This is a genomic window from Glycocaulis alkaliphilus, assembly GCF_004000605.1.
Classification (GTDB): domain Bacteria; phylum Pseudomonadota; class Alphaproteobacteria; order Caulobacterales; family Maricaulaceae; genus Glycocaulis; species Glycocaulis alkaliphilus.
The window spans coordinates 2,234,082-2,254,037 of record NZ_CP018911.1 but is presented as its reverse complement, the minus strand read 5'-3'; the positions used below and the strand labels follow the sequence as shown (position 1 = coordinate 2,254,037).

At 62.3% G+C, this 19,956-nt stretch carries 15 protein-coding genes; 11 read left to right on the top strand and 4 right to left on the bottom strand.

Annotated features, from left to right (window positions below; genetic code table 11):
• Nucleotides 1-128: 128 nt before the first annotated feature.
• A complete protein-coding gene (locus X907_RS10705; protein ID WP_127567841.1) occupies nt 129-602 on the bottom strand; it encodes an Lrp/AsnC family transcriptional regulator in 474 nt (157 codons plus the stop codon).
• 217 nt (nt 603-819) lie between these two features.
• On the opposite strand from X907_RS10705, the gene X907_RS10700 reads away from it, so the two are divergent.
• A complete protein-coding gene (locus X907_RS10700) occupies nt 820-2,001 on the top strand; it encodes a pyridoxal phosphate-dependent aminotransferase (protein WP_127567839.1) in 1,182 nt (393 codons plus the stop codon).
• Here X907_RS10700 and X907_RS10695 read toward each other — a convergent pair.
• A complete protein-coding gene (locus tag X907_RS10695; RefSeq protein ID WP_170175535.1) occupies nt 1,964-3,442 on the bottom strand; it encodes a S10 family peptidase in 1,479 nt (492 codons plus the stop codon). The two genes, X907_RS10700 and X907_RS10695, sit on opposite strands and share 38 nt — an antisense overlap.
• A 189-nt stretch (nt 3,443-3,631) precedes the next feature.
• Here X907_RS10695 and X907_RS10690 point away from each other — a divergent pair, with 189 nt between their 5' ends.
• The 4 genes from X907_RS10690 (at nt 3,632) to X907_RS10675 (ending at nt 7,841) form a co-directional block, all read left to right on the top strand.
• Entirely contained in the window at nt 3,632-5,344 is a 1,713-nt protein-coding gene (locus X907_RS10690; RefSeq protein ID WP_127567835.1) for a M61 metallopeptidase family protein, read from the top strand.
• Nucleotides 5,345-5,609: 265 nt separating this feature from the next.
• The gene (locus X907_RS10685) at nt 5,610-6,638 is read left to right on the top strand and encodes an AraC-like ligand-binding domain-containing protein (protein WP_170175534.1); all 1,029 of its coding nucleotides are present in this window, start codon (nt 5,610-5,612) and stop codon (nt 6,636-6,638) included.
• 69 nt (nt 6,639-6,707) lie between these two features.
• A complete protein-coding gene (locus X907_RS10680; protein WP_127567831.1) occupies nt 6,708-7,565 on the top strand; it encodes a glycosyltransferase in 858 nt (285 codons plus the stop codon).
• 48 nt (nt 7,566-7,613) lie between these two features.
• The gene (locus X907_RS10675; protein ID WP_127567829.1) at nt 7,614-7,841 is read left to right on the top strand and encodes a hypothetical protein; all 228 of its coding nucleotides are present in this window, start codon (nt 7,614-7,616) and stop codon (nt 7,839-7,841) included.
• A 20-nt stretch (nt 7,842-7,861) separates the two neighbouring features.
• Here the strand turns inward: X907_RS10675 and X907_RS10670 are convergent, their stop codons facing one another.
• Both X907_RS10670 and X907_RS10665 read right to left on the bottom strand, forming a co-directional pair.
• On the bottom strand, nt 7,862-9,475 hold the full coding sequence (locus X907_RS10670; RefSeq protein ID WP_127567827.1) for a glycosyltransferase: 1,614 nt from the start codon (nt 9,473-9,475) through the stop codon (nt 7,862-7,864).
• Complete coding sequence (locus tag X907_RS10665; RefSeq protein WP_170175533.1) at nt 9,472-11,010, bottom strand: glycosyltransferase; 1,539 nt, start codon at nt 11,008-11,010, stop codon at nt 9,472-9,474. Before X907_RS10665 ends, X907_RS10670 begins: the two co-directional genes overlap by 4 nt.
• Nucleotides 11,011-11,272: 262 nt before the next feature.
• Here X907_RS10665 and wecB point away from each other — a divergent pair, with 262 nt between their 5' ends.
• The 6 genes from wecB to X907_RS10635 all read left to right on the top strand — a co-directional run bounded on the left by wecB (nt 11,273) and on the right by X907_RS10635 (nt 19,860).
• Nucleotides 11,273-12,373 carry a non-hydrolyzing UDP-N-acetylglucosamine 2-epimerase gene (gene wecB, locus X907_RS10660; protein WP_127567823.1) on the top strand — a complete coding sequence of 367 codons (1,101 nt, stop codon included), beginning with the start codon at nt 11,273-11,275 and terminating at the stop codon, nt 12,371-12,373.
• Nucleotides 12,374-12,413: 40 nt separating this feature from the next.
• On the top strand, nt 12,414-13,700 hold the full coding sequence (locus X907_RS10655; protein ID WP_127567821.1) for a nucleotide sugar dehydrogenase: 1,287 nt from the start codon (nt 12,414-12,416) through the stop codon (nt 13,698-13,700).
• Nucleotides 13,697-14,485: an ABC transporter permease gene (locus tag X907_RS10650; RefSeq protein ID WP_127567819.1), complete on the top strand. Its 789-nt coding sequence runs from the start codon at nt 13,697-13,699 to the stop codon at nt 14,483-14,485. Before X907_RS10655 ends, X907_RS10650 begins: the two co-directional genes overlap by 4 nt.
• Complete coding sequence (locus tag X907_RS10645; RefSeq protein ID WP_127567817.1) at nt 14,485-15,282, top strand: ABC transporter ATP-binding protein; 798 nt, start codon at nt 14,485-14,487, stop codon at nt 15,280-15,282. Before X907_RS10650 ends, X907_RS10645 begins: the two co-directional genes overlap by 1 nt.
• A gap of 171 nt (nt 15,283-15,453) precedes the next feature.
• Entirely contained in the window at nt 15,454-17,010 is a 1,557-nt protein-coding gene (locus X907_RS10640) for a heparinase II/III domain-containing protein (protein ID WP_170175532.1), read from the top strand.
• 351 nt (nt 17,011-17,361) lie between these two features.
• Nucleotides 17,362-19,860, top strand: coding sequence for a glycosyltransferase family 4 protein (locus X907_RS10635; protein ID WP_127567813.1), 2,499 nt, complete (start codon nt 17,362-17,364; stop codon nt 19,858-19,860).
• Nucleotides 19,861-19,956 lie beyond the last annotated feature (96 nt).

Sequence of the window (19,956 nt, the reverse complement as noted above, 5' to 3'; positions counted from 1 at the left end):
ACCCTGCCTTCTGAAACCTGTCGACGATGTCAGGGTATCGTGGCGAAGGTGGAATAATCAGTCTGTTTGTATCGCTCCCCGGCCAGGCCGGGGATAATTATCCCTTCAGCTTGCCTGGCATGGGCATTCTAATCGGCGTGTACGGGCAGGGCGGTGGTGTTCTTCATCTCCGAGAGCGCGACGATGGAACTGATGTCCTGCACGCCGGGAAGCTTGAGAATGCGCTGGAAGATGAAGTCCTGATACCAGCGTATATCGGGCGCGAGCACCTTTATCAGCGCATCGCGTTCCCCCAGAATGGAATAGCACTCCACCACTTCGGGGATTGAGGCGATGGCCCGGATGAATTTTTCCCGATCTGCATCAGTGAGATAGGACACTTTGAGCTGGGCGAAGACGTGCAGCTGATAGCCCAGCTTTTCCGGGTCGAGCAGGGCCACTTCAGCGCGGATATAGCCCTCTTCGCGCAGGCGCTGCACACGGCGCCAGCACGGCGATTGCGACAGGCCCACCCGCTCGGCCAGTTCGGAGGTGGAAATGGTGCAGTCTTTCTGCAGCTGCTGGAGAATCTTCACGTCGATTGCGTCGAGTTTGCCGGACATGGTTTTCCTCAAAATGCCGCCAGATGCAGAATTACTATCCAAACACCTAGCATGATCGCATTCAAAAAAGAACAACACCGTGTGGTTGGCGGCATAGAGTAGGTGGCAGGGCGCCCGGACTGGCGGTGCCCGCCGGGACTATAGCTGCACAGGACCGCTGCCTCATGCCGATCTACCAGAACATTGCCGTCCGGGGTTCCGGGGCGGGTTGGTGCGCATGACGCCGGGCGTATCCTCGGACCTGTTCGATTTCGCCGACTTCGCGAGCTGGAGCCGTGCGCTGTACCGGCAGAAACCGCCTGTCGCGCGGTCCAGCTTTCTGTTTGACAGTGCGCCTGAAGAACCTACCGATCTGCTGACCGGCATTGTCCGCGATGCGTTCTGTGACGGCGTGACGGACCGTTTTGCCAGCGTGTTCGGGCGCGGTAATCCGTTTGCTCTCAAGGCGCTCGCCAAACGCTATGGCGCAACCGAAGCCGAGATCATATGCACGACGGGTGCGTCGAGCGCGGTCGCCATGGTGCTGCGTGCGCTGATCCAGCCAGGCGATCTGGTGCTTGCCGAAAGGCCGGGTTTTGACGTGCTGGAAATTCTTGCCGCCGATTCCGGAGCGCGTGTGGAATCCTTCACCCGCACCGGCCCGCGCTACGAGGTGGATCTGGACAGACTCCGCGAGGCCGTGAAGGCACGTCCGCGTCTGATCATGCTGTCCAATCTGCATAATCCGTCCGGCCATGTACTGACGCCTGCCGGATTGCAGGCCGTCGCCGCGATAGCCGGCGAGGTGGGTGCGCTGGTGCTGGTGGACGAGGTATATGCCGATTTCGCCGAGGCGCTGGGTTATCCTCATGCCGCGTCGCTGGCCCCGAACCTCATCACGGTGAACAGTCTTAGCAAGGTGTTCAGCCTGTTCTCGCTGCGCTTTGGCTGGATCATTGCCGAGGAGGGGCTGGCCGCGCGGATTTCCCGTGCCAATGCCTCGCGCGAGTTCGGCATATCCAAGCTCGGCCACGCGGTGGCAGCGCTGGTTCTGGAGAACCCGCAACCCTTCGCAGATCGCTGGCGCTCCATTCTTGAGCCGAACCGGGCGGTGCTCGCCAGGCATGTCGATGCGATGAAGTCAGACGGGCTGATAGCAGGCGAAATTCCAGAAAATGGCTGCGTCTACTTCCCCAGCGTGACTGGCGAGAGCGATACCCGCGCCGTGGCGCGCGCCGTGTGGCAGGCCGAGCAAATTCTGGTGGCGCCCGGCGAGTTTTTCGGCGAGCCGGGTCATATCCGGCTGGGCTTCGGGATGGAGACTGCGGCGCTGGACCATGGTCTTGCCCGCCTGCACGCGGCGCTGCGTTCCCGGCGTGACGCTAATGTGCGGTCAGGAACGAGCGCACATCACGCGTAAACGCGATCAGCGCCTCCTCATTGGTATAGGCCATGTGCCCGCCCTCATACTCGCGCAGGGTGATCCGCTCGCGTGGATAGCCTGCCTGCGCGGCGAGATAGCGGGCCGGGCCGATCGTGGTGGTGGTGTCGTAGATGCCTGTGCCTACCATCAGGCGGAAGCGCGGATTGGCGTCCATCGCCTGCTCGATCCATATATCGTGCTGATAGTCGGCAAAGGGTCCGCCGGTCATGCCGCCTGTACGGCCCCAATCCCAGCCCGCCGAGGAAGGGCCGCGAAAGCTGTATTCCTCAAAGGGACGGTTCAATCCCAGAAATTCACGCTGATGCGTTTGCAGTGCCACCGGCACCATCGCGGCAACGGCTCCAAACGGATCGGATGGCGGATTGCCCGGCTCCGGGGCGGGGCCTGCATAGCGCGCATCATATACGCCGAGGATCAGGCCCTCATCGCGCAAGAGTTCGCGCCGGAAGTCCGGCTTGGATATAACCAGCCGGTTGGCGAGATAATACGCCGCTGAGATACCCGTATAGCGCTCCAGACGATCTGCGATCAGGCGTGCTTCATCATCGTCAAGCGTATTGCCCGCCACCAGCGCCAGCAGATATTCGTGCATCGCGAACGCCTCGGCCTCGTCGATAAAGGCTTCCAGCGTGAGCCCGTCCATGTCCGCCTGCCCGTGATAGGCGGCGATGGCCGCCAGAGCGGAGAGATTGGTCGCGTAGGACAGCGCATTGCGCGCGCGCTGCGTGGTTTCCACCATGTTGAGCGCCTGACCGAACAGGACCACGCCTTCAAGATTGACCTGTTCATGCAATAGCCCGGTCATCGCCGCGGCCCGAATGGTGCCGTAGCTTTCGCCGATCAGGAAAACGGGCGCGTCCATACGGTCATGGGCTTGCAGCCAGGCAATCACGAAGTCGCTGGCGGCACGGGCATCGCCCGGCACGGACTGGATCTCCGGCGTGCTGGTTTCGTCCAGTATCCGGCTGAAGCCGGTACCTGGCGGGTCGATGAAGACCAGATCAGCCACGTCCAGCACGGTATGGGGATTATCCGCCATCGCGCCGGGATCGTTTACCGGATCGGCCGGGCGGGCAGGCGGCAGGATGCGGCGCGGGCCAAACGCGCCCATATGCAGCCAGCTGGCAGGCACGGTGGGGCCGCCATTGAACAGGAAGACAACCGGCCGCGCGGAGCGCTCTCCGGCATCCTCGCCTATATAGGCCGTGGTCACGAAGCTGAAAGCGGGGTTGCCGTCCGCGTTAGGGATGACGGTTTCCTCGACAAGGGCGCGATAGCGCACAGCCTCGCCATTGAACACGCCTTCATGGTGAGTGATGACGGGAAAGCTGGCTGGCTCCGCATGGGCTGCGCTTATTGCAGCCAGCGCCAGGCTCGCGAAAGCTATGGCTCTTGCCGTCCGGTACGTCATTCCCATGGCGTTCTCTTTCCTGATCACCCGTTTGCGACCGATTATATCCGCCTGGTCAGGAAGTTCGTCTCCTTCTTCGCAGCGATGGGCGCGGATGAAGGCATGTTCCACCCGCCGGAGAAGCAAAATCGCATAAATTTTGTGCCTGTAAGGGCCTAAGCTGACATCATCACGCCCTTGCCAGAGGCCATGTCCATGATCGATCTCTTCCGCTGTCTCCTTGCCGGCCTCCTGCTTGCCTGTCTTGCCGGTACAGGCGATGCGCGGGCCGGAGAGCCGGCGCTGCATGTCAGCCTGTTACCGGGCGCAGAGGCACCGGGCGGGGATGTCACCCATATCGATGTGGACATACGCTTCGAGGCCGGGGGCAACGGGCCGGACGCGCCGTTGCTGGCGCTGGCACGCATCTACGCCAATGTCGACACCGTGGCCGCCACGATGACGGGTTTTGAGGTTAGCGATGCGCTCGGCCCGCTCGCGCTGACAGTCGAAGACGAGCCTGATGGGTTGGTGGCCTTTCGCCGCTGGCTGCCGGAGCGCGAGGTTTCGGGCGAGGTGAGGGTGCGTTACCGTGCGCCTGTCACCAATGCGTTGCCCGCGCGCGGGGCGGCCCCGCCCTATGATTTGCGCACCGAAGGTGGCGGCGTCTCCGGGGCGGGCGGGGCCTTTCTGGCGCTTCCTGCGGATGGGCGCGATTACGGCATCACGCTCAACTGGGATGTCTCGGCGCTGGGCGCTCATGCCAGCGCGTCAGGCAGTTTCGGTGACGGGGATGTAGTGCTGCCCGCCGGTTCGGTTTCGCGCCTGAACCGGGCCTTCTTCATGGCAGGCCCCTTGAACAGGTATCAGCCTGCGGGCGAGGAGGGCGGCCGGTTTGCGGCGGCGTGGCTGGGTGATCCGCCCTTCGATGCGGACGAACTCATGGGCTGGACGGCTCGCCTGCATGCTTGGATGGATGACTTCTTTCCCGCAGGCGATGACGCGCCCTACCGCGTCTTCCTGCGCCATAACCCGGTCAATGCCGGGGGCGGGATAGCCATGATCAACTCCTTCCTTGTCACCTTCAATGACGCAACCCGTGCCGACAGCCTGAAATCGACGCTGGCCCATGAGATGGTCCACACATGGGCGGGCGGGCTGGAGGGACCGGACAATGCCTGGTTTTCCGAAGGCGTAGCCGTCCATTACCAGCGCCTTCTGCCCTGGCGGGCGGGCATGATCGGGGCGGAGGCGTTTCTGGACGATCTCAATAGCACTGCCGCGCGCTATTTCACCAACGCGCTGATCGATACGCCCAATGGCGAGATTGCCGCTCGCTTCTGGGAAGACACCCGAATCCGCGTGCTGCCCTATGACCGGGGCGCAATGTATTTGGCGGTGCTCGACGCCTTGATCCGTGAGCGGCCGGGCGGTGCGCGCAGCGTGGACGATCTGGTGTTCGAGACGATTCTGGCCCGGCATGAGGGCCGCGCGATGGACGAGGCGGGCTGGGTCGAACTGCTCCGCGCCGAGCTGGGCGAGGAGGGGGTCAGCCTTCATGGGGCGATGATGGCGGGTGCGGTAATGACACCGCCCTCTGATGCGTTCGGCCCCTGCTTTGAACGCGTGGAACACGATTTCAGGCGTTTTGATCTGGGGTTTGAGCCTGCCTCTCTTAACGCCAGCCCGCGCATCATTCGCGGGCTCGACCCAGCCTCAGAAGCCTATCGCGCGGGGTTGCGGGAAGGGGATGAGGTGCTGGTGCCGGTGCCGCAGGACTCCATTCAGGCCGACCAGTACGCCACACTGACCTTGCAGGTGCGCCGCGGCGACGCCCGCCATGCCATCACCTTCCTGCCTCGGGGCGACACCGTCCCTGCCTGGCAGTGGCAGCATGCCGGCTATAACGGGACGTGTGGCCTCGACTGACCCGTAGAGCGCTGAAAGACTGGAGCCCAACTTCAGGCAGAAGGCCGAGCGCGATCCTGATGACCGCAATACCCACAGGACGCGTCACAATGAGGTCTGTGCGGCGCTGGAGTACATAAGGCAGTAGAGAAAGTAGCTTGCCGCCGGTTCTGACGGTCAGCCCCTCTTCACGCGGCTGATTTGCAGGTTTTGTCTGGTCCTGTGACGTTTTCGTGTATGGTGAACTTGGCCATATGTGACGGGGCGGGGTTTACTGGCGATGGGGTTGATCGAAACGTCGTATTTCAATACGCGCGGCATCGCGCCTGCGGGCAGATTTGCTGCGTGGCGCGAGAATATCGGTGTGGTTTTTGATGTCAGCCCGCATGACCGGACATCGGAAGAGCGCTTTTGTGCGCGCGTGGACAGCTTTCTGCTCGACGGGATCGTGATCAATCATTGCCGGCTTGGGGCTCAGCGCTTTTCGCGTTCGGCTGCGCGTATCGCGCGTGACGGCATCGATCACTATCAGATTCACGTATTCTTGCGCGGTTCGGTGGAGATGGAGTGCGGGTCGCGGTGCATTGGCGCCGGCGCAGGAGACTTCGTGGTGCTCGATCACGGGGACACATTCAGCTCGCGCACGACCGACTATGAAATCCTGAACGTGTTCATACCGCGCCGGCGGCTGGCACCGCTGCTGAAAGCGCCGGACAGTGTACATGGACACGTGTTCGATTCCGATAGCGGCGCCGGGCGGCTCTTGCGTGACTACATCGTGTCTCTTTGCCAGGTGTCGGGCGGGCTATCGCTGGCCGAAGCTCCTACTGCCGCGCAGCCGCTGGTCGAGCTGGCGGCACTGGCCATGAATGGCAGCATGGTGCCGGTGGAAGACCCGCCCGGCATCGCCGATCATACGCTATTGCTCAAGGCCCAGACCTACATAAAGGACAATCTGTCTCTGCTCTCGCTGGGGCCGGAACGGGTCGCCCATGCCGCCGGTGTGTCGCGGGCCCGGCTGTACCGGCTTTTCGAGCCGTGTGGCGGGATTGCCTGCTATATCCGGGAAATGCGCTTGCGCCGGGCTTTTACAGATCTTGCCTCGCCCGCCAGCCAGCACCGCCAGATCGCCGACATCGCCTATGCCTGGGGCTTTGCAGATGCGGCGCATTTCTCGCGCTGCTTCCGTGCGCGCTTTGGCGTCAGCCCGTCCTGCATCCGCTCGTCTCACGCCGATGCCAGTCCTGTTGACGTGCGTGTCAGCCAGGAGTTTGGCGATACGAAATACGCGTTCTGGATCGGTGCCATCGCCTGAGAGCCGGCTGGTGCTGGCGTAACGCGGCAAAGCACGGCAGAGCTAGGCTCCGGATAAGGGGCATTGACGATGAAGATTCTGCTGATCGCCAGACATTTTCCGCCAACGGTTTCGGGCGGATCGCGGCGGGCATACACCATGGCGGCGGGCCTTCGCGCAGTCGGGGCCGAGGTGCGGGTGGTTGCGCCCCAATCGGAATGCGGCGGCGGGGATGTTGATTATGAAGTGCATCATCCCAACGTCTCACCGCCGCAAGGTCCGCCGGCACCGCCCCGGCTCAAGGATTATTTGCGTGAGTGGCTATTGTTGCCCGACCCCGATGTTCGCTGGGCTCGCCGTGCCGCGGGGGCCGCACTTCAAGCCGGCTGGCAGCCTGACTGGGTCATCACCAGCGCGCCGCCGGAATCCATTCACGAGTGTGGTCTGATCCTGCAGCGCAAGCTGGGATGCCGGTGGCTCGCAGACTTTCGCGACCACTGGCTTGACAGCCCGCTTCGCCCGATCCGGCACAGCGCGTTCAGGCGCGTCATTGAGCGGCACTGGGCTCGCCGCTATCTCGGCGCGGCTGACCTGGTGACGAGTGTCAACGCGCGTATCGACGAAGAGCTGGCCGGGCTGGCGCCGGGCACAGTGCAAAAGCGGCGTGTATTGCCGCAGGCCGCTGATCCAGCCCCCGGCACAATGAAACTGAAGGACAGCTCGCGTCATGCCGTACACACAGGCTCGTTCAGCCTGTCAGACCCAAACCGGCGGATAGAGAGCTTCATCGACATGGTGCGGGAAGCAAAGTCTCTCAATGGCGGCCTTGTTGTGCATCTCGCGGGGCGCCTTACACAGGCTGAGCAGGCTGCGGCTGCCAATGCCGGGCTGGGCGACACGATCGTATTGCATGGAGTATTGCCGCTTGCCCGCGCGCGGGAGCTTTAGGCCGCTGCCGATCTGGGCATTGTCTTTGCCGCGCCGGACAGCCCTGCAGTGCCCGGCAAGCTTTTTGAGTATGCCGCCAGCGCAGTTCCCGTGCTTGTGATGGGCGGCGGCAACTGGGTGGCCGAGGCGGGCTGGCAGCGCGTGAACGCGCCGGCGGTTCTCGCCGGGCAGGAGGAAGGTATTGTGCTGCCTGTCCCGCCCACGTCTGAGGAGACCGGCGTGCAGTTGCGGTCATGGATGGAAGCCGGCGGGGGGAGTGTCAGCCAGTCCGGGTGAAACACATCAGAATGTGGTCCTCAGGGCGCGGCGGCGATCCCGCGCCAGTTCTCAGCCAGCTTGCTTGCGGCCTGAGTCCAGCTGCGCTGCTCGCGCACCAGACGCTGCCCCGCCTCGCCCGTTGAGGCCCGGAGCGCTTCGTCTGCAATGAGCCGCGCAAGGGCTGCGGCCAGGCTTTTCGTATCGCCTGCCTTGCAGCCAATGCCCGCTCCGGCAGCGATAATGTCCGCCATGGACGGCAGGTCGGACACGACGAGGGCGCGTCCGGCGGCCATGGCATCAAGCGGTTTCAAGGGGGGCACCAGACGGGTCACGGGCCGGTCCAGCCGCGGAACCGCATGGATGTTGAATGCATGGGCCGCCGTCCAGGCATCGCCGTCGTCCAGCAAACCTGTAAACACCACATCGGGGCGGGCGCCACCTGCCTGCCGCAAACTGCCCAGCTCAGGGCCATCCCCTGCAATCACCAGCCTATGCTGAATGCCGCGTCTGGTCAGCGTGGCGCTGGCCTCCATCAGTATCGGGAGGCCTTCATAGCTGGTCAGTTTTCCCAGATAGCCGATGACCGGCATGTCCGGCTTCGCACCCCAGTTCAGGCGCAGCGTCTGGACAGCCGCATCATCGGGCTTTGGCCGGTCCGATGCGCCGTTGGGGATGCTGACGGTTTGTTGCGCTCCGCCCTCTCTCGCCCAATTCTCAAGAGCTGGTCCGTTGGTGAAGACGCATTTTGCCTGCCGGATAGCCTCGCGCTCGGCGTTGTTCTGAAAGGCGAAACCCGGACCGCCGGGAAAGCGCGGTTCAACGCTGCTGCGCGTGATGTGCCAGAGGCCGCGCACCTCATAGGTCCACGCTGTTCCGTGGACAGCTGCCGCCCGGCTGGCGACCGCTGCACACAGGAAGTTTGAAGCCGCATGGATGATGTCCGGCTCGAAGCTGGCCGCGATGCGGGATACTTTCTCCACGCGGGCGGAAATCCAGGCTTCGGGGCCAAGCCTTGTGGCGTGCGTTCCGGCGCCGCGATACATCACGCCGTCAATGTCCGTCTGCGTGCCGTCAGCTTGGTCAAGCACGGCCACACAGACACTCCAACCGGCCTGGGTGAGCGCGCGTGCCAGCGCGTGAGTGCGCAAGGCGTAGCCATTGCGTACCGCCGGGAGCGCACTACGCACTACAAACAAGACCCGGCTGTTGGAGGGGCGTGGTTGCGGGGTGTGTGCGGCGCCCTGTGCGAACAGTGCCGCCGGATTTTCCGCGTATCCGCGAAGCTCGCTCACCAGTGCGGCCAGATCTTCCAGTGAGCTGGACGATGGTAGCGCACTCGCTGCCCGGCCTGCACAGATGCGTGCGAGGGCGCGGCGTTCGGCGGGGGGAAGGGCAGCGATGTCCGGGAATGTCCTGTCACCTGCACCCCACTCCAGCGCAATCGCCAGACGCCTGGATCCGGAGCGGGCTACCAGTGAACGGGTTATGCGTGTGGCTCGCCACGGAGCCTGAAGCCAGCTGGCAGGCGAGCGCAGGCTGATCAGCAGGTCGCCCAGTTGGAACCGCGCAGAGGATTGCAGCCGCTCGAGCTCCGCTTCGAGTTCTGCAATACGCTCCGGGTTCCGGTCTTTCGATGGGCCGGGGCCAGTCATTGCTCAAGTACCTTTGCATAGACGGCGTTTAGCGCTGCCGCCACGATTTCGCGGCTGAACCGTGCCTCGGCTTCTGCGCGTGCTGCAGCCGCCAGTTGTAACCGCAGGGGCGTGTCTCCTGCCAGCCGGGTGATGGCGGTAGCCAGAGCATTGGCGTCTCCGGGCGGGACTACAAGGCCCGTGCGCTCGTGCTCGACTATCTCGGTAAGGGGCGCAAGCGCCGACACAACAGGGCTGACGCCGCTCGACATGGCCTCGACAAGCTTTATTGGAGGGACCAGCCGCGTGACGGGACGGTCAATGCGCGGGACGGGAGCAATATCGACGATACTGTACAGTTGCGCGATCTCGCTGCGCGGAACATGGTCTGCAAGCTGCACGCGGGCAGCAAGGCCAGCGCGGCCGATCTGCTGGCGGATGGCATCCTTTGCCGGACCGCCGCCGACAAAAAGGGCCTGAATGTTCGCGCCGCCGCTGCTGGCCAGTTCCAGCGCGTCCACCAGTGTTTCAAGCCCTTCATACGGCGCAAAACTCCCGAAATAGGCGACGGTGATGCGGTCCGGATCGAGACCCCATTTGCGCGCAAGTGCCGGGTTCCGTTCTCTCGGCGCATAATGGCGGGTGCACACAGCGTTCGGGATAACACTGATACGCGCTGTGTCGGCTCCTCTTGCGGCGAGATACTCCCGTACGGCCCCGCTTATGCAGATGGCTGCGTCTGCCCGGCGTACGGCCTCCACCTCCAGGGCATCAGCACCCTGATAGAAGATGTCGCTGTCGATCCGGCTGCCTTGTGCAGCCTTGGTGACATGCCAGAGGCCACGCACCTCGTAGATGCTCTTCTTGCCAGCCAGCCTGGCCGCATACGAGGCGGCAAGCCCGTTCACATAGTTCGATGCCGCATGAATGATGCTGGCTCCGGTGTCGTGTGACACGTCAGCGAGACGGCGGGCATAGGCTTCGACATAGTCGTTCAGTCCGCGCGTGAGCAGCCCCAGACGGTCGTCCGGCAGGCGCCGCCATTCCCGGTCATTCACCAGTTCGGTGCCGGTTGCCGGTTCGCTCCTGAAGCGGTTCAGTTCCTGTGGGTAGCCCAGACGCAAGACCGGCTTTGGCTGCCAGCCCGCGGCCTCGGCAGCCGCGATCATCTCGTCCGAGCGGGCGGCATAGCCATTGATGACGAGCGGGGCGCCTGAGTGAAATGCCATTACAACCGCGCGGCCCTTACTATCCGGAGCAGTTGCCGGTGAGGCGGGCAGCTCAAGGAAGCTGCCTGCTGCGGCCATCATGAATTCGTTGAAGCGGGTGAGCTTTGCCCGCACCGTCAGCGGCAAGCTCTCTTGAGCGGACGGTGCATGCAGGAGCTGGTTTATGAGCGCTGAGGGATCGTTATGACGGGCCAGAGCTGCAAGCTGACGCAGCTCCGGGATGGAAAGGTGCGCCGAAATCTGTGGTTCAATGGAGAGCAGGCTGTGAAAGACCGGTTCGCTACGGCGCTCTCTCAATATACGCACAAAGCGGCGCCGGCTGCGCATGAACACCAGGAATATCCTGGCCGCCGTGAACAAATGCCCGGGTGCTTGCCTGGGCGATATTGCCGCCTTGGCGAGAAGCCATCCCATTTGTTCGCGGGCTGAAACGCTTGAGTCAGGAGCATCATCCGCTAACGGATCGGCCTCGGATTCTTGCTTTGTCATCGACTCTGTTCTGGCTGCGCACCGCGGGTCACGCGTAAGCTGTTGCGTATGACATGGCACTAGGATAGTTACCGCGCAATGGCGAAGATGAGGGGCCGGTATGAGGGTTCTGGTAGTTCTGGGCACGCGGCCCGAGGCGATTAAGCTTGCCCCGGTGATCGAAGCGATGCGCGCAGATCCCGATATCGAGCCGATCCTCGTTTCGACCGGGCAGCACCGCGAGATGGTCGCCACGGCGCTCGACTGGTTCGGCATTACGCCGGACCATGACCTGGCAATCATGACGCCCAACCAGACACTGACCGACGTTGTCACGCAGGCAATGAAGGGGCTGGACGGGCTGATCCTGGAGCACAAGCCTGATGCCGTGGTGGCGCAAGGCGATACGGCAACCGTTTTTGCCGCTGCGCTGGCTGCATTCCACCGCCAGATCCCGTTTGGTCACGTCGAAGCGGGTTTGCGGACCTACGATCTTGAACACCCCTTCCCGGAAGAGGGCTACCGGCAACTGGTCAGCCGGATCACCCGTTGGCATTTCTGTCCCACGCAGCGTGCGGCCACTGCCGTTCGAGACGAAAAGGGGCAGGGTATTGTGCATATTGTCGGCAACACGGTTGTCGATGCGCTGCTGAGCACGGCTGAACGGGTGAAGCAGACGAACGTGACGGCGCGCGACCGGCGCTATGTCCTCATCACGGGGCACCGGCGCGAAAATCACGGGGCGGCGTTTGACGCCCTGTTTGGCGCGCTGGCGCGTCTGGCCGAAATGAACCCGGACGTGGACTTCATCTACCCGGTTCACCTCAACCCGAATGTTCAAAAGGCGGCGCGGGCCCATCTTGGCGGCAAGGCGAACATCCAGCTAACTGAGCCGGTGAGCTATCCCGAGATTGTTCGCCTGATGCTGGGGGCCGCGGTCATCTGCACGGACTCCGGCGGCATCCAGGAGGAGGCCCCCAGCTTTGGTGTGCCGGTGCTGGTGATGCGCCAGACCACAGAGCGCCAGGAAGCGGTGGACGCCGGGGTGTGCGAACTGGTTGGCAACAACCCGGAGCGGATGGTTGAACGGGCCCACGAATTGCTTGCTCATCCGGAACGTTTCACGGCGCGCGATACGCCCAATCCGTTCGGAGACGGGCTGGCGTCAAAACGCATTTGTGATGTGTTGACCGGACGCGATTACGTGCCCTTCCAGCCATAACGGGTCAATTTTTCCCGGCTTTTGAATTCAAGGACTGATTATGAGTGACAACAAAATCGTTGTAATCGGGCTCGGCTATGTCGGATTGCCCACAGCCGCCCTCATGGCCAAAGCCGGTTTTGATGTGCATGGCGTGGACATCAATCCTGATACGCTTGACGCGCTCAATGCCGGCCGCTGCCCGATCGGTGAACCCGAGGTTGTCCAGCTCGTGACGGATGCGCTGGCATCTGGCCGCTTCAAGGCCACCAGCCAGCCTGAGGCCGGTGACGTCTTTATCATCTGCGTGCCTACGCCCGTTACCGATGACAAGAAGTCCGATGTTTCCATTGTGCGCGCTGCTACACGCGCGCTGGCCAAGCACGTCAAAAAGGGCGATCTGGTCATTCTTGAGTCAACGAGCCCGATTGGCACGACTGAATTTACGGTCGGCGAAGAGCTGGCGGCGCAAGGGTTTGACATTCGTGAAGACCTTGACCTTTGCTACTGCCCCGAGCGTGTGTTTCCCGGCTCGACCATTTCAGAGATTGTCGAGAATGACCGGATCATCGGCGGCCTGACACCGCGCGCTGCTGAACGTGCCAGCGCCATTTATGCGCGCTTCTGTACAGGCCCCCAGCTGAGAACGACATCAGCAACGGCCGAGTTTTCCAAGCTGATGGAGAACACCTATCGGGACGTGAATATCGCGCTGGCCAATGTGTTTGGTCATATTGCCGAGGCTGCCGGGATTGACGTCAACGAGGTGATCGCGCTGGCCAACCGGCACCCGCGAGTGAACGTACACACGCCGGGGCCGGGTGTGGGCGGGCACTGTATTCCGGTTGATCCGTGGTTCCTGATTGACGGTTTCCCGGAAGAGACCGGATTGCTGCTCCAGTCGCGCAATATCAATGATAATCAGGCGGCCCGCATCTGGAGCCGGGTGAAGGCAACGGGTGCAACCATCCGCAAGGTCGCCATCCTGGGTGCAGCCTATCGCGGCAATCTGGATGATGCGCGTGACACGCCGGCCGAATACCTTATCCATGCGCTGGAGGCAGATGGCGTCAGCTATGCCGTACACGATCCGTATGTATCGCGGTTCCGGCTCCATGGCGGCCGGGAGATACCGATCAGCGCCAATCTGGAAGAAGCGCTGGAAGGGGCCGACGCGGCTATCATCATGACAGACCATTCTGACTATCGCGGGCTCGGGCCCCAGGCCTTTGCCGGTATGGCCGGAGCCGTCGTTGCGGATGGCCGGAGCCTTGTTGACCGGGCAGCGCTGGCCGCGGCGCAATTCACCGTAATTCCCGTCGGCGCACCGCAGTTGGACGCGAAATGATCCGCACGCCGCTTCAGGACCTCGCAGGGGGGCTCAAGCGCTGGCAGCTTGGCCTGGCCTTGAGCTGGAACGATACGGTCATGCCACTGCGCAGCTCCTATCTGGGGCTGGTCTGGGCGAGCCTGCAAATCGGCCTGCTGGTGCTCGTATTGTATCTCCTCTTCCGTGATCTGCGTGGTCAGGACGTTGTAGATTACGCGATATATCTGGCTGCGGGCGTGACCGTTTACCAGTTCATCTCGATCGGGCTAGTTGATGGTTCGACGACGTTCTCCAAGCAGGCGGGGCTGATAAAGAACGTTCCCCATCCGATTTCGCTCTACGTTTTCCGGCTCTTTTACAAGCAGATCATACTGGCGTTCTTCGCGGCCCCGATCATCCTGATTGCCATCGCCTACACCAATCAGTGGCCGGGCGTGTTGGAAGTTCTGGTGGCGTGCGCTGGCGTTGTCCTGGTAAGCGTTGCATTTACGGGACTTGCCCTTGCTGTCGGAACAGCCTGCGTTGTGGTGCACGATCTGGTGCTGGCGCTTGCGGCGATGACACGGCTGTTGTTTTTCATGACTCCTGTTTTCTGGGTCGCTGAAACGCGTGGCGGGTTCCGGGGCATGATTTCGACCTACAACCCGTTCACCTATTTTCTGAACGTCGTGCGTGAGCCGTTGCGCGGTAATATGCCTGACATGCTGGATTATCTTGTGGTCTTTACTTGCCTGGCTGTGTTCTGGGCTGTTGGCGTGGTGCTGTTCAGCCTTATCCGCCCCCGAATTTCGGCGCTTGTCTAATGGCCAGCAAGAAGCCCTATATCCACCTCGAGAATGTCAGTCTTGACCTGCCCGTGCGTCATTCGGGCGTCTGGGGGAAGCTGTCGACAGCACAAGCGCTGGTCGGAGCGCGTATCACCAAAGGCGCCGGCAAGGCGAGCATCGCTGCGCTGGACAATATCAGCCTTCATATCCGCGATGGCGAGCAGGTCGCCATTATCGGGCGCAATGGCAGCGGCAAGACAACCCTGCTGCGCCTTCTGGCGGGCATATACCACGCCTCCTCTGGACATATGGAGGTTCAGGGGCGGGTGACGTGCCTGTTCTCGTCCGGGCTTGGATTGCGCAATGAAGCGACCGGCTGGGAGAATATACGCTTTGCCAGCATGCTGTACGATGTGCCCCTGAAGGACATTCCTGCGCTGGCCGAAGAGATCGCCGACTTCTCCGAGCTTGGCAATTATCTCGACCTGCCGATCAGCGCCTATTCCACCGGCATGAGGACGCGTCTGGGCTTTTCGATTGTCAGTTCGCTCAAGCCGGAGATCCTGTTGATCGACGAGGTGTTTGGGGCCGGCGACCCGGAGTTTCAGAAAAAGGCGCGAAAGCGCGTTGAAGGGATGCTCAAGCAGTCCCGTATCTTCGTGCTGGCCTCGCAGAATCTCGGCCTAATCCGCAAATTCTGCACCAAAGCGATCTGGCTGGATCGCGGTGTCCTGCGCATGAGTGGCAAGCTGAAGGACGTTCTGGCGGCCAAAGCGGAGCTGGAGGGGCCAACCGATACCAGCTTGCAGATCGAGGATAGTCTGGACGAGTAGATGCCTCCTCAGCGCATTGCGGCTTTCGCAAGTCCATGATGATGCCGGGAGGGCGCACGGCACCGGCACGCTGGATGAACCGGACGGTCAATGAGCAGCCTGACTTGCAGACAAGGCCCAACTTCCCGGAGCATTTGGCGCGGGGACAGTTCAGGAAAAGCCGCTGATACGATGGAAACTGCAATTAAGCGCGACATGCTGTTCCTGCTTACTGTCCGGCCGTTTGGCAAGACAAAGCGGCACGGCGTTATGTTTCGCAAGGGTGGCGAACCTGTTCATCTCAAGCCGCCGATAGACTGGGAGCAGGACCCTTTCAACGATCGCAACTGGTGTTTCAATCTGCACGCGCTGAGGGCCATCGACCCCGCGCTGGACAAACACCTGCGAACGGACAAGCCGCAGCCACTTGAGTACGCATTGAAGTGGATACTCGACTGGAGGCGCGCACAAATCGAGGGGACGGTAAGCGAATTTGCCAACCATGACATGGCATGCGGGCTGCGCGCGGCGCGCATCGCTTACGTGTTACAGCATGCCGAAGTTGGTGGCTTTCCGATAAAGACGCATGAGCTGAACAAGTTACGGGCGCTGGCAGGCGAACACATAGCTGTGCTGAGCGACCCGGACTTTCTGGCGCACAATAATCACGCTCTGTTTCAGATCGTCGGGCTTTATGCGGCTGGCCTGGCCGTAGGGGGCGAGGCCGGAGCCGCCGCGCGAGCACTGGCGAGCGAGTTCCTCGAAGACAGGACGGCCAAATGGTTTACGCCGCGCGGAATCCATAAGGAGCATTCTCCAGAGTATCATGCGTTTGTAACGCGCGAATTGCTGCGCCTTCCCAAGGCGTTGCGTACCAAGCGGCTGTCGATGCTGCTGAAGCAGGCCGATGCGTTGACGCAGAAGTTTGTCGGCGCTGGAAATACCCTGCTCCCCATTGGGGACACCAGTACGCCTCAGAAGTTCAAAGTTACCGACAAGACGCGTTCGACCGTGCTTGCCGGAAAAAAGGTCCAGTTGTCGGATTTGTCGAGTGACGGCTACGTCATGTCCAAGCGCAGCTCTGAATCATTTATTTTCCATGCGTCTGCGTTCTCCGGTGTACACAAGCATGCGGATGACCTCTCATTCATGTGGTCTGACAGTGTGGCGCCATTATTTATTGATGCTGGAAAGTACAGTTATGACAAGGATGAGCTGCGGCAGTTCATTGTTTCATGCCGGGCGCACAATACTGTTTCGCTGGCCTCCCAGTTGCCTGCCCCGGATTCAATCGAGTGGCCGGAATCAGGGACCGGCATCAAGGACGTCGTAGCCTGTGATGAGGATGGTCTGCGGCTAAGCGGAGAAGTGCATCGTCCAAGCCTGTTCCACCAGTCAAGACGGTTGCTTTACCGGCCCGGCGTTCTCATCGAAATTGAAGACACGGTCGAAAACTTCACGCGGCACGCGGCGGAAAGTCTGTTGCAGATTGATGGCGAGGCAAGCGTCAAAAGGATCGGGCGATCAACCATCATCATAAAGCGTGGCAAGACCAGGGTCCGGGTGTCGTGGAGTGGTGGGAGGCTTCACCACTATCACGGCTCCACCAACCCTCGCTATGGTTGGCGGTCGCGAACGTACCGTCAGCTGGAGCCCTGCCATACACTTGCCTTGCGCCGCTCTGGCCGTGCAGTGAATTTGCGTTGGCGGATTGAGCTCAAATCCATCGAGCGGCACGAAAAGAGGTAGAAGAGGCAACTCTGCCTTCTGCCTCATTTCCGGTTGCGGGACGCGCCGGCGGTGTCAGGGAGCGCGGTGGATGCACCAGTGATGTGCCTGGCCGGAAGTATCCCTGAAAATCTTGGCTGAACGCCGGTTCAGCACTTGCCAGCGCAACTCGCCATGGTTACCAAAACGTCGATCGAGACGGGGGAATATTCATTTTCGCGGTGTTCAGCGCGCTGCTCACCGGCATTTGTTATTGCCTCGCTCCGGTGAGCCGGGGCCAATATCGTAGACGCTGCGAAGCGCGGAAATGGCCCGCATTTTCGAGGCGTCGACGCGTTCACTTCGCCTGCATTTGCAAGGGCAGTCACACATATGAGCGACAAGGTTATGGAAACAGTTCCGGACGCACCCGATGGTTTCGCGGCCACGGCCCATTCAAAGGGTGAGCGCGCCGCGCTGGTATGCGCCCAGCCGGGCAGTAAGGTCCCTGCCGCGTTGGCCAAGGCAGGTTTCGCCGTTTCCCTGTGGTCGCCGGACAGCGGGCAGGCACTGGCGGATATCGCCAATTCCGGCGCCCTGTTCGAGCTGATTGTTACGGTGGCGCCGAAGAAGGGCGATGTGTTTTTTGACGTCGGCGGGCGTGCGTTTGCAAGGCTTGCTGACCGTATGCTGCAGGAAGATGGTAGGCTGGCTCTGCTTGCTCCCGGGATTGCCGAGGAGCACGCACCAAGGCTGTCCAATCGCTTCCAGCCCGTCGACGCCCCTGTGGCGCTGGCCCCGCTTCTGCCGGAGTTGTATTGGCTGGCTCCGCTCAGCCGCTGGCAAGTGCAAGATCGTCTGGAGACAACCCAGATATCGGTTGAGTCCCTCTTGGGACGGATGCAGAGCGCTGAAATCCGCGCCCGTAAGGCCGAGGTACGGCTCAATGAGGTCGATCAGCTCAGCCGCGGGCTGGCGGCGGACGTAATCGCTCTGAACCAGGCCGTGCTGGCACTCTCCTCTGCGCAGGACAGTGTGGGACGCAATGTGATGGTCAGGCTGGGCGGGGTGGTACGCACATTGCGCAACCGTTTCCGCCAGACGGCCGTCAACCCGCCTGCCGACGGCGCGGCCGCGCGCGCGGCCCTCTTTGCCGGGGCGCCGGCTCCGGAAAAAGACGGGGCGCCAGTGCTCGTCAGTCCGCCGTATGGGCCGATCTTGCCGGTTGACCGTGCCCGCGTTCGCGCGTTCGCGCGTTCACAGATCAGCGCCGGCAAGATGCGGGAGCTGGAAGAATGGCTGGACCGCCTCGGCGAGGGCCGGCCGGACTATGCGCGCTCGGCGCTCTACGGTTATGCCGCCGCCGCTGCCGGCGCGTTGCGCAATATAGATGTCCAGCGTGAGCTGTTGTCGAAGGCGATCGATATATATGCATCGCCGTCGCACATGGTGGAGATGGCCCGCTTCCTGACACGCCGGGGTGAGGTGATCGAGGCCCGCGCGCTGATCGAGCGGCTGCGTGCGCGCGAGGATGCGCAAGGCCGCGAGGACGTGCTGAAGGTTGCCCAGCTGATCGACAAGAAATTCCTCTGGGAAAACGCTGAAGGCGAGCTGGCGCGTCTTGGGGCGCCGGGCGAGTCTGCGTTCGAGCCTGATAGCGGGAAAGCCATTTACTTCCTGCACAACGCTCTGCCTTACGCCTCGGCAGGGTACGCTACGCGTAGCCATGGCATTTGCCTGGGGCTGATCAAGGCAGGCGTTCAAGTGGTTCCCGCTACACGGCCGGGTTTCCCGCACGATCTTGATCTCGGTCCGTCCGTTCCGGAGGTCATACCGCCGACTCTCGAGATTGATGGTGTGACCTATGTTTACAACACCGTGTTCGGCCGCCCCGAACACACCGAGCCGGAATACATCCACAAGACCGCCGACGAGTTTGAAAAGCTGATCCGCCAGGTGCGCCCTGCGGTGGTTCACGCTGCATCGAACTACATGACCGGCTTCCCGGCCCTGATCGCAGCACGCCGGTGCGGTGTGCCCTTCATCTATGAGGCGAGGGGGTTTTGGGAAATCACGCGCGCATCGCGCGAGCCGGCCTTCCGCCGCAGCTCCCAGTTCCGGGGCATGGCGCGGCTGGAGGCAGTCTGCGCGCGTGAAGCCGACGCGGCGATTACGCTGACCTCGGCCATGAAGGACGAGCTGATCGAGCGCGGCGTGGACGAGGCCCAGATCACGCTGGTTCACAATAGTGTGGATGCCGCCCGCTTCCTGCCGCAGGCGCGCGATGAAGCGCTGGCCGCGAAGCTGGGTGTGCCGGCGGGAGTGCCGGTCATCGGCTATATCGGGTCCCACGTGATCTATGAGGGTCTTGATGATCTGATCGATGCGTGCGCACGCCTGCGCGGCAAGGGGATCGATTTCCGGCTCCTGCTGGTCGGGGATGGCAAGGAAACGCCCGATCTGATCTACCGGGCCGAGAAAGCGGGGCTTGGCGACACATTCATCGCGCCGGGGCGGGTGCCCCACGAAGAGGTGGAGGCCTATTACTCGCTGGTCGACATCGCGCCTTTCCCGCGCAAACCCTGGGAGGTGTGCGAGGTCGTGTCGCCCCTGAAGCCATTTGAAGCCATGGCGATGGAAAAGGCCGTGATCGTGTCGGATGTGCGGGCGCTGGCCGAGATCGTGGAGCACGAGGAGCGCGGCCTGCAGTTTGCCAAGGGCTCGACCCAGGCTCTTGCCGATGCACTCGAGCGCCTGATCCTTGACCCGGCCTTGCGCGCACGTCTGGGCGCCGAGGCGCGCCGCTGGGTGCTGGCCCACCGCACCTGGGACGTGGCGGGCGCCCGCGTGGCAGACGTTTACCGCAAGGTGCTGACTGACAGGGGGCGGTAGCCTCGGCCATTGAATCTGGCGACTATGGAAGCGGGCGAAGCCATAGCACGGGCGTAGCGCCCTCCATTTTCCGACTTTTCTGCCAAGGTCAGATCC

Coding starts and splice junctions, on each gene's coding strand:
- X907_RS10665 (WP_170175533.1), bottom strand. CDS start 11,010: ATGCGCAGCCGGCGCCGCTTTGTGCGTATATTGAGAGAGCGCCGTAGC.
- X907_RS10695 (WP_170175535.1), bottom strand. CDS start 3,442: ATGGGAATGACGTACCGGACGGCAAGAGCCATAGCTTTCGCGAGCCTG.
- X907_RS10640 (WP_170175532.1), top strand. CDS start 15,454: ATGGAAACTGCAATTAAGCGCGACATGCTGTTCCTGCTTACTGTCCGG.
- X907_RS10680 (WP_127567831.1), top strand. CDS start 6,708: ATGAAGATTCTGCTGATCGCCAGACATTTTCCGCCAACGGTTTCGGGC.
- X907_RS10670 (WP_127567827.1), bottom strand. CDS start 9,475: ATGACTGGCCCCGGCCCATCGAAAGACCGGAACCCGGAGCGTATTGCA.
- wecB (WP_127567823.1), top strand. CDS start 11,273: ATGAGGGTTCTGGTAGTTCTGGGCACGCGGCCCGAGGCGATTAAGCTT.
- X907_RS10645 (WP_127567817.1), top strand. CDS start 14,485: ATGGCCAGCAAGAAGCCCTATATCCACCTCGAGAATGTCAGTCTTGAC.
- X907_RS10690 (WP_127567835.1), top strand. CDS start 3,632: ATGATCGATCTCTTCCGCTGTCTCCTTGCCGGCCTCCTGCTTGCCTGT.
- X907_RS10705 (WP_127567841.1), bottom strand. CDS start 602: ATGTCCGGCAAACTCGACGCAATCGACGTGAAGATTCTCCAGCAGCTG.
- X907_RS10635 (WP_127567813.1), top strand. CDS start 17,362: ATGAGCGACAAGGTTATGGAAACAGTTCCGGACGCACCCGATGGTTTC.
- X907_RS10650 (WP_127567819.1), top strand. CDS start 13,697: ATGATCCGCACGCCGCTTCAGGACCTCGCAGGGGGGCTCAAGCGCTGG.
- X907_RS10655 (WP_127567821.1), top strand. CDS start 12,414: ATGAGTGACAACAAAATCGTTGTAATCGGGCTCGGCTATGTCGGATTG.
- X907_RS10700 (WP_127567839.1), top strand. CDS start 820: ATGACGCCGGGCGTATCCTCGGACCTGTTCGATTTCGCCGACTTCGCG.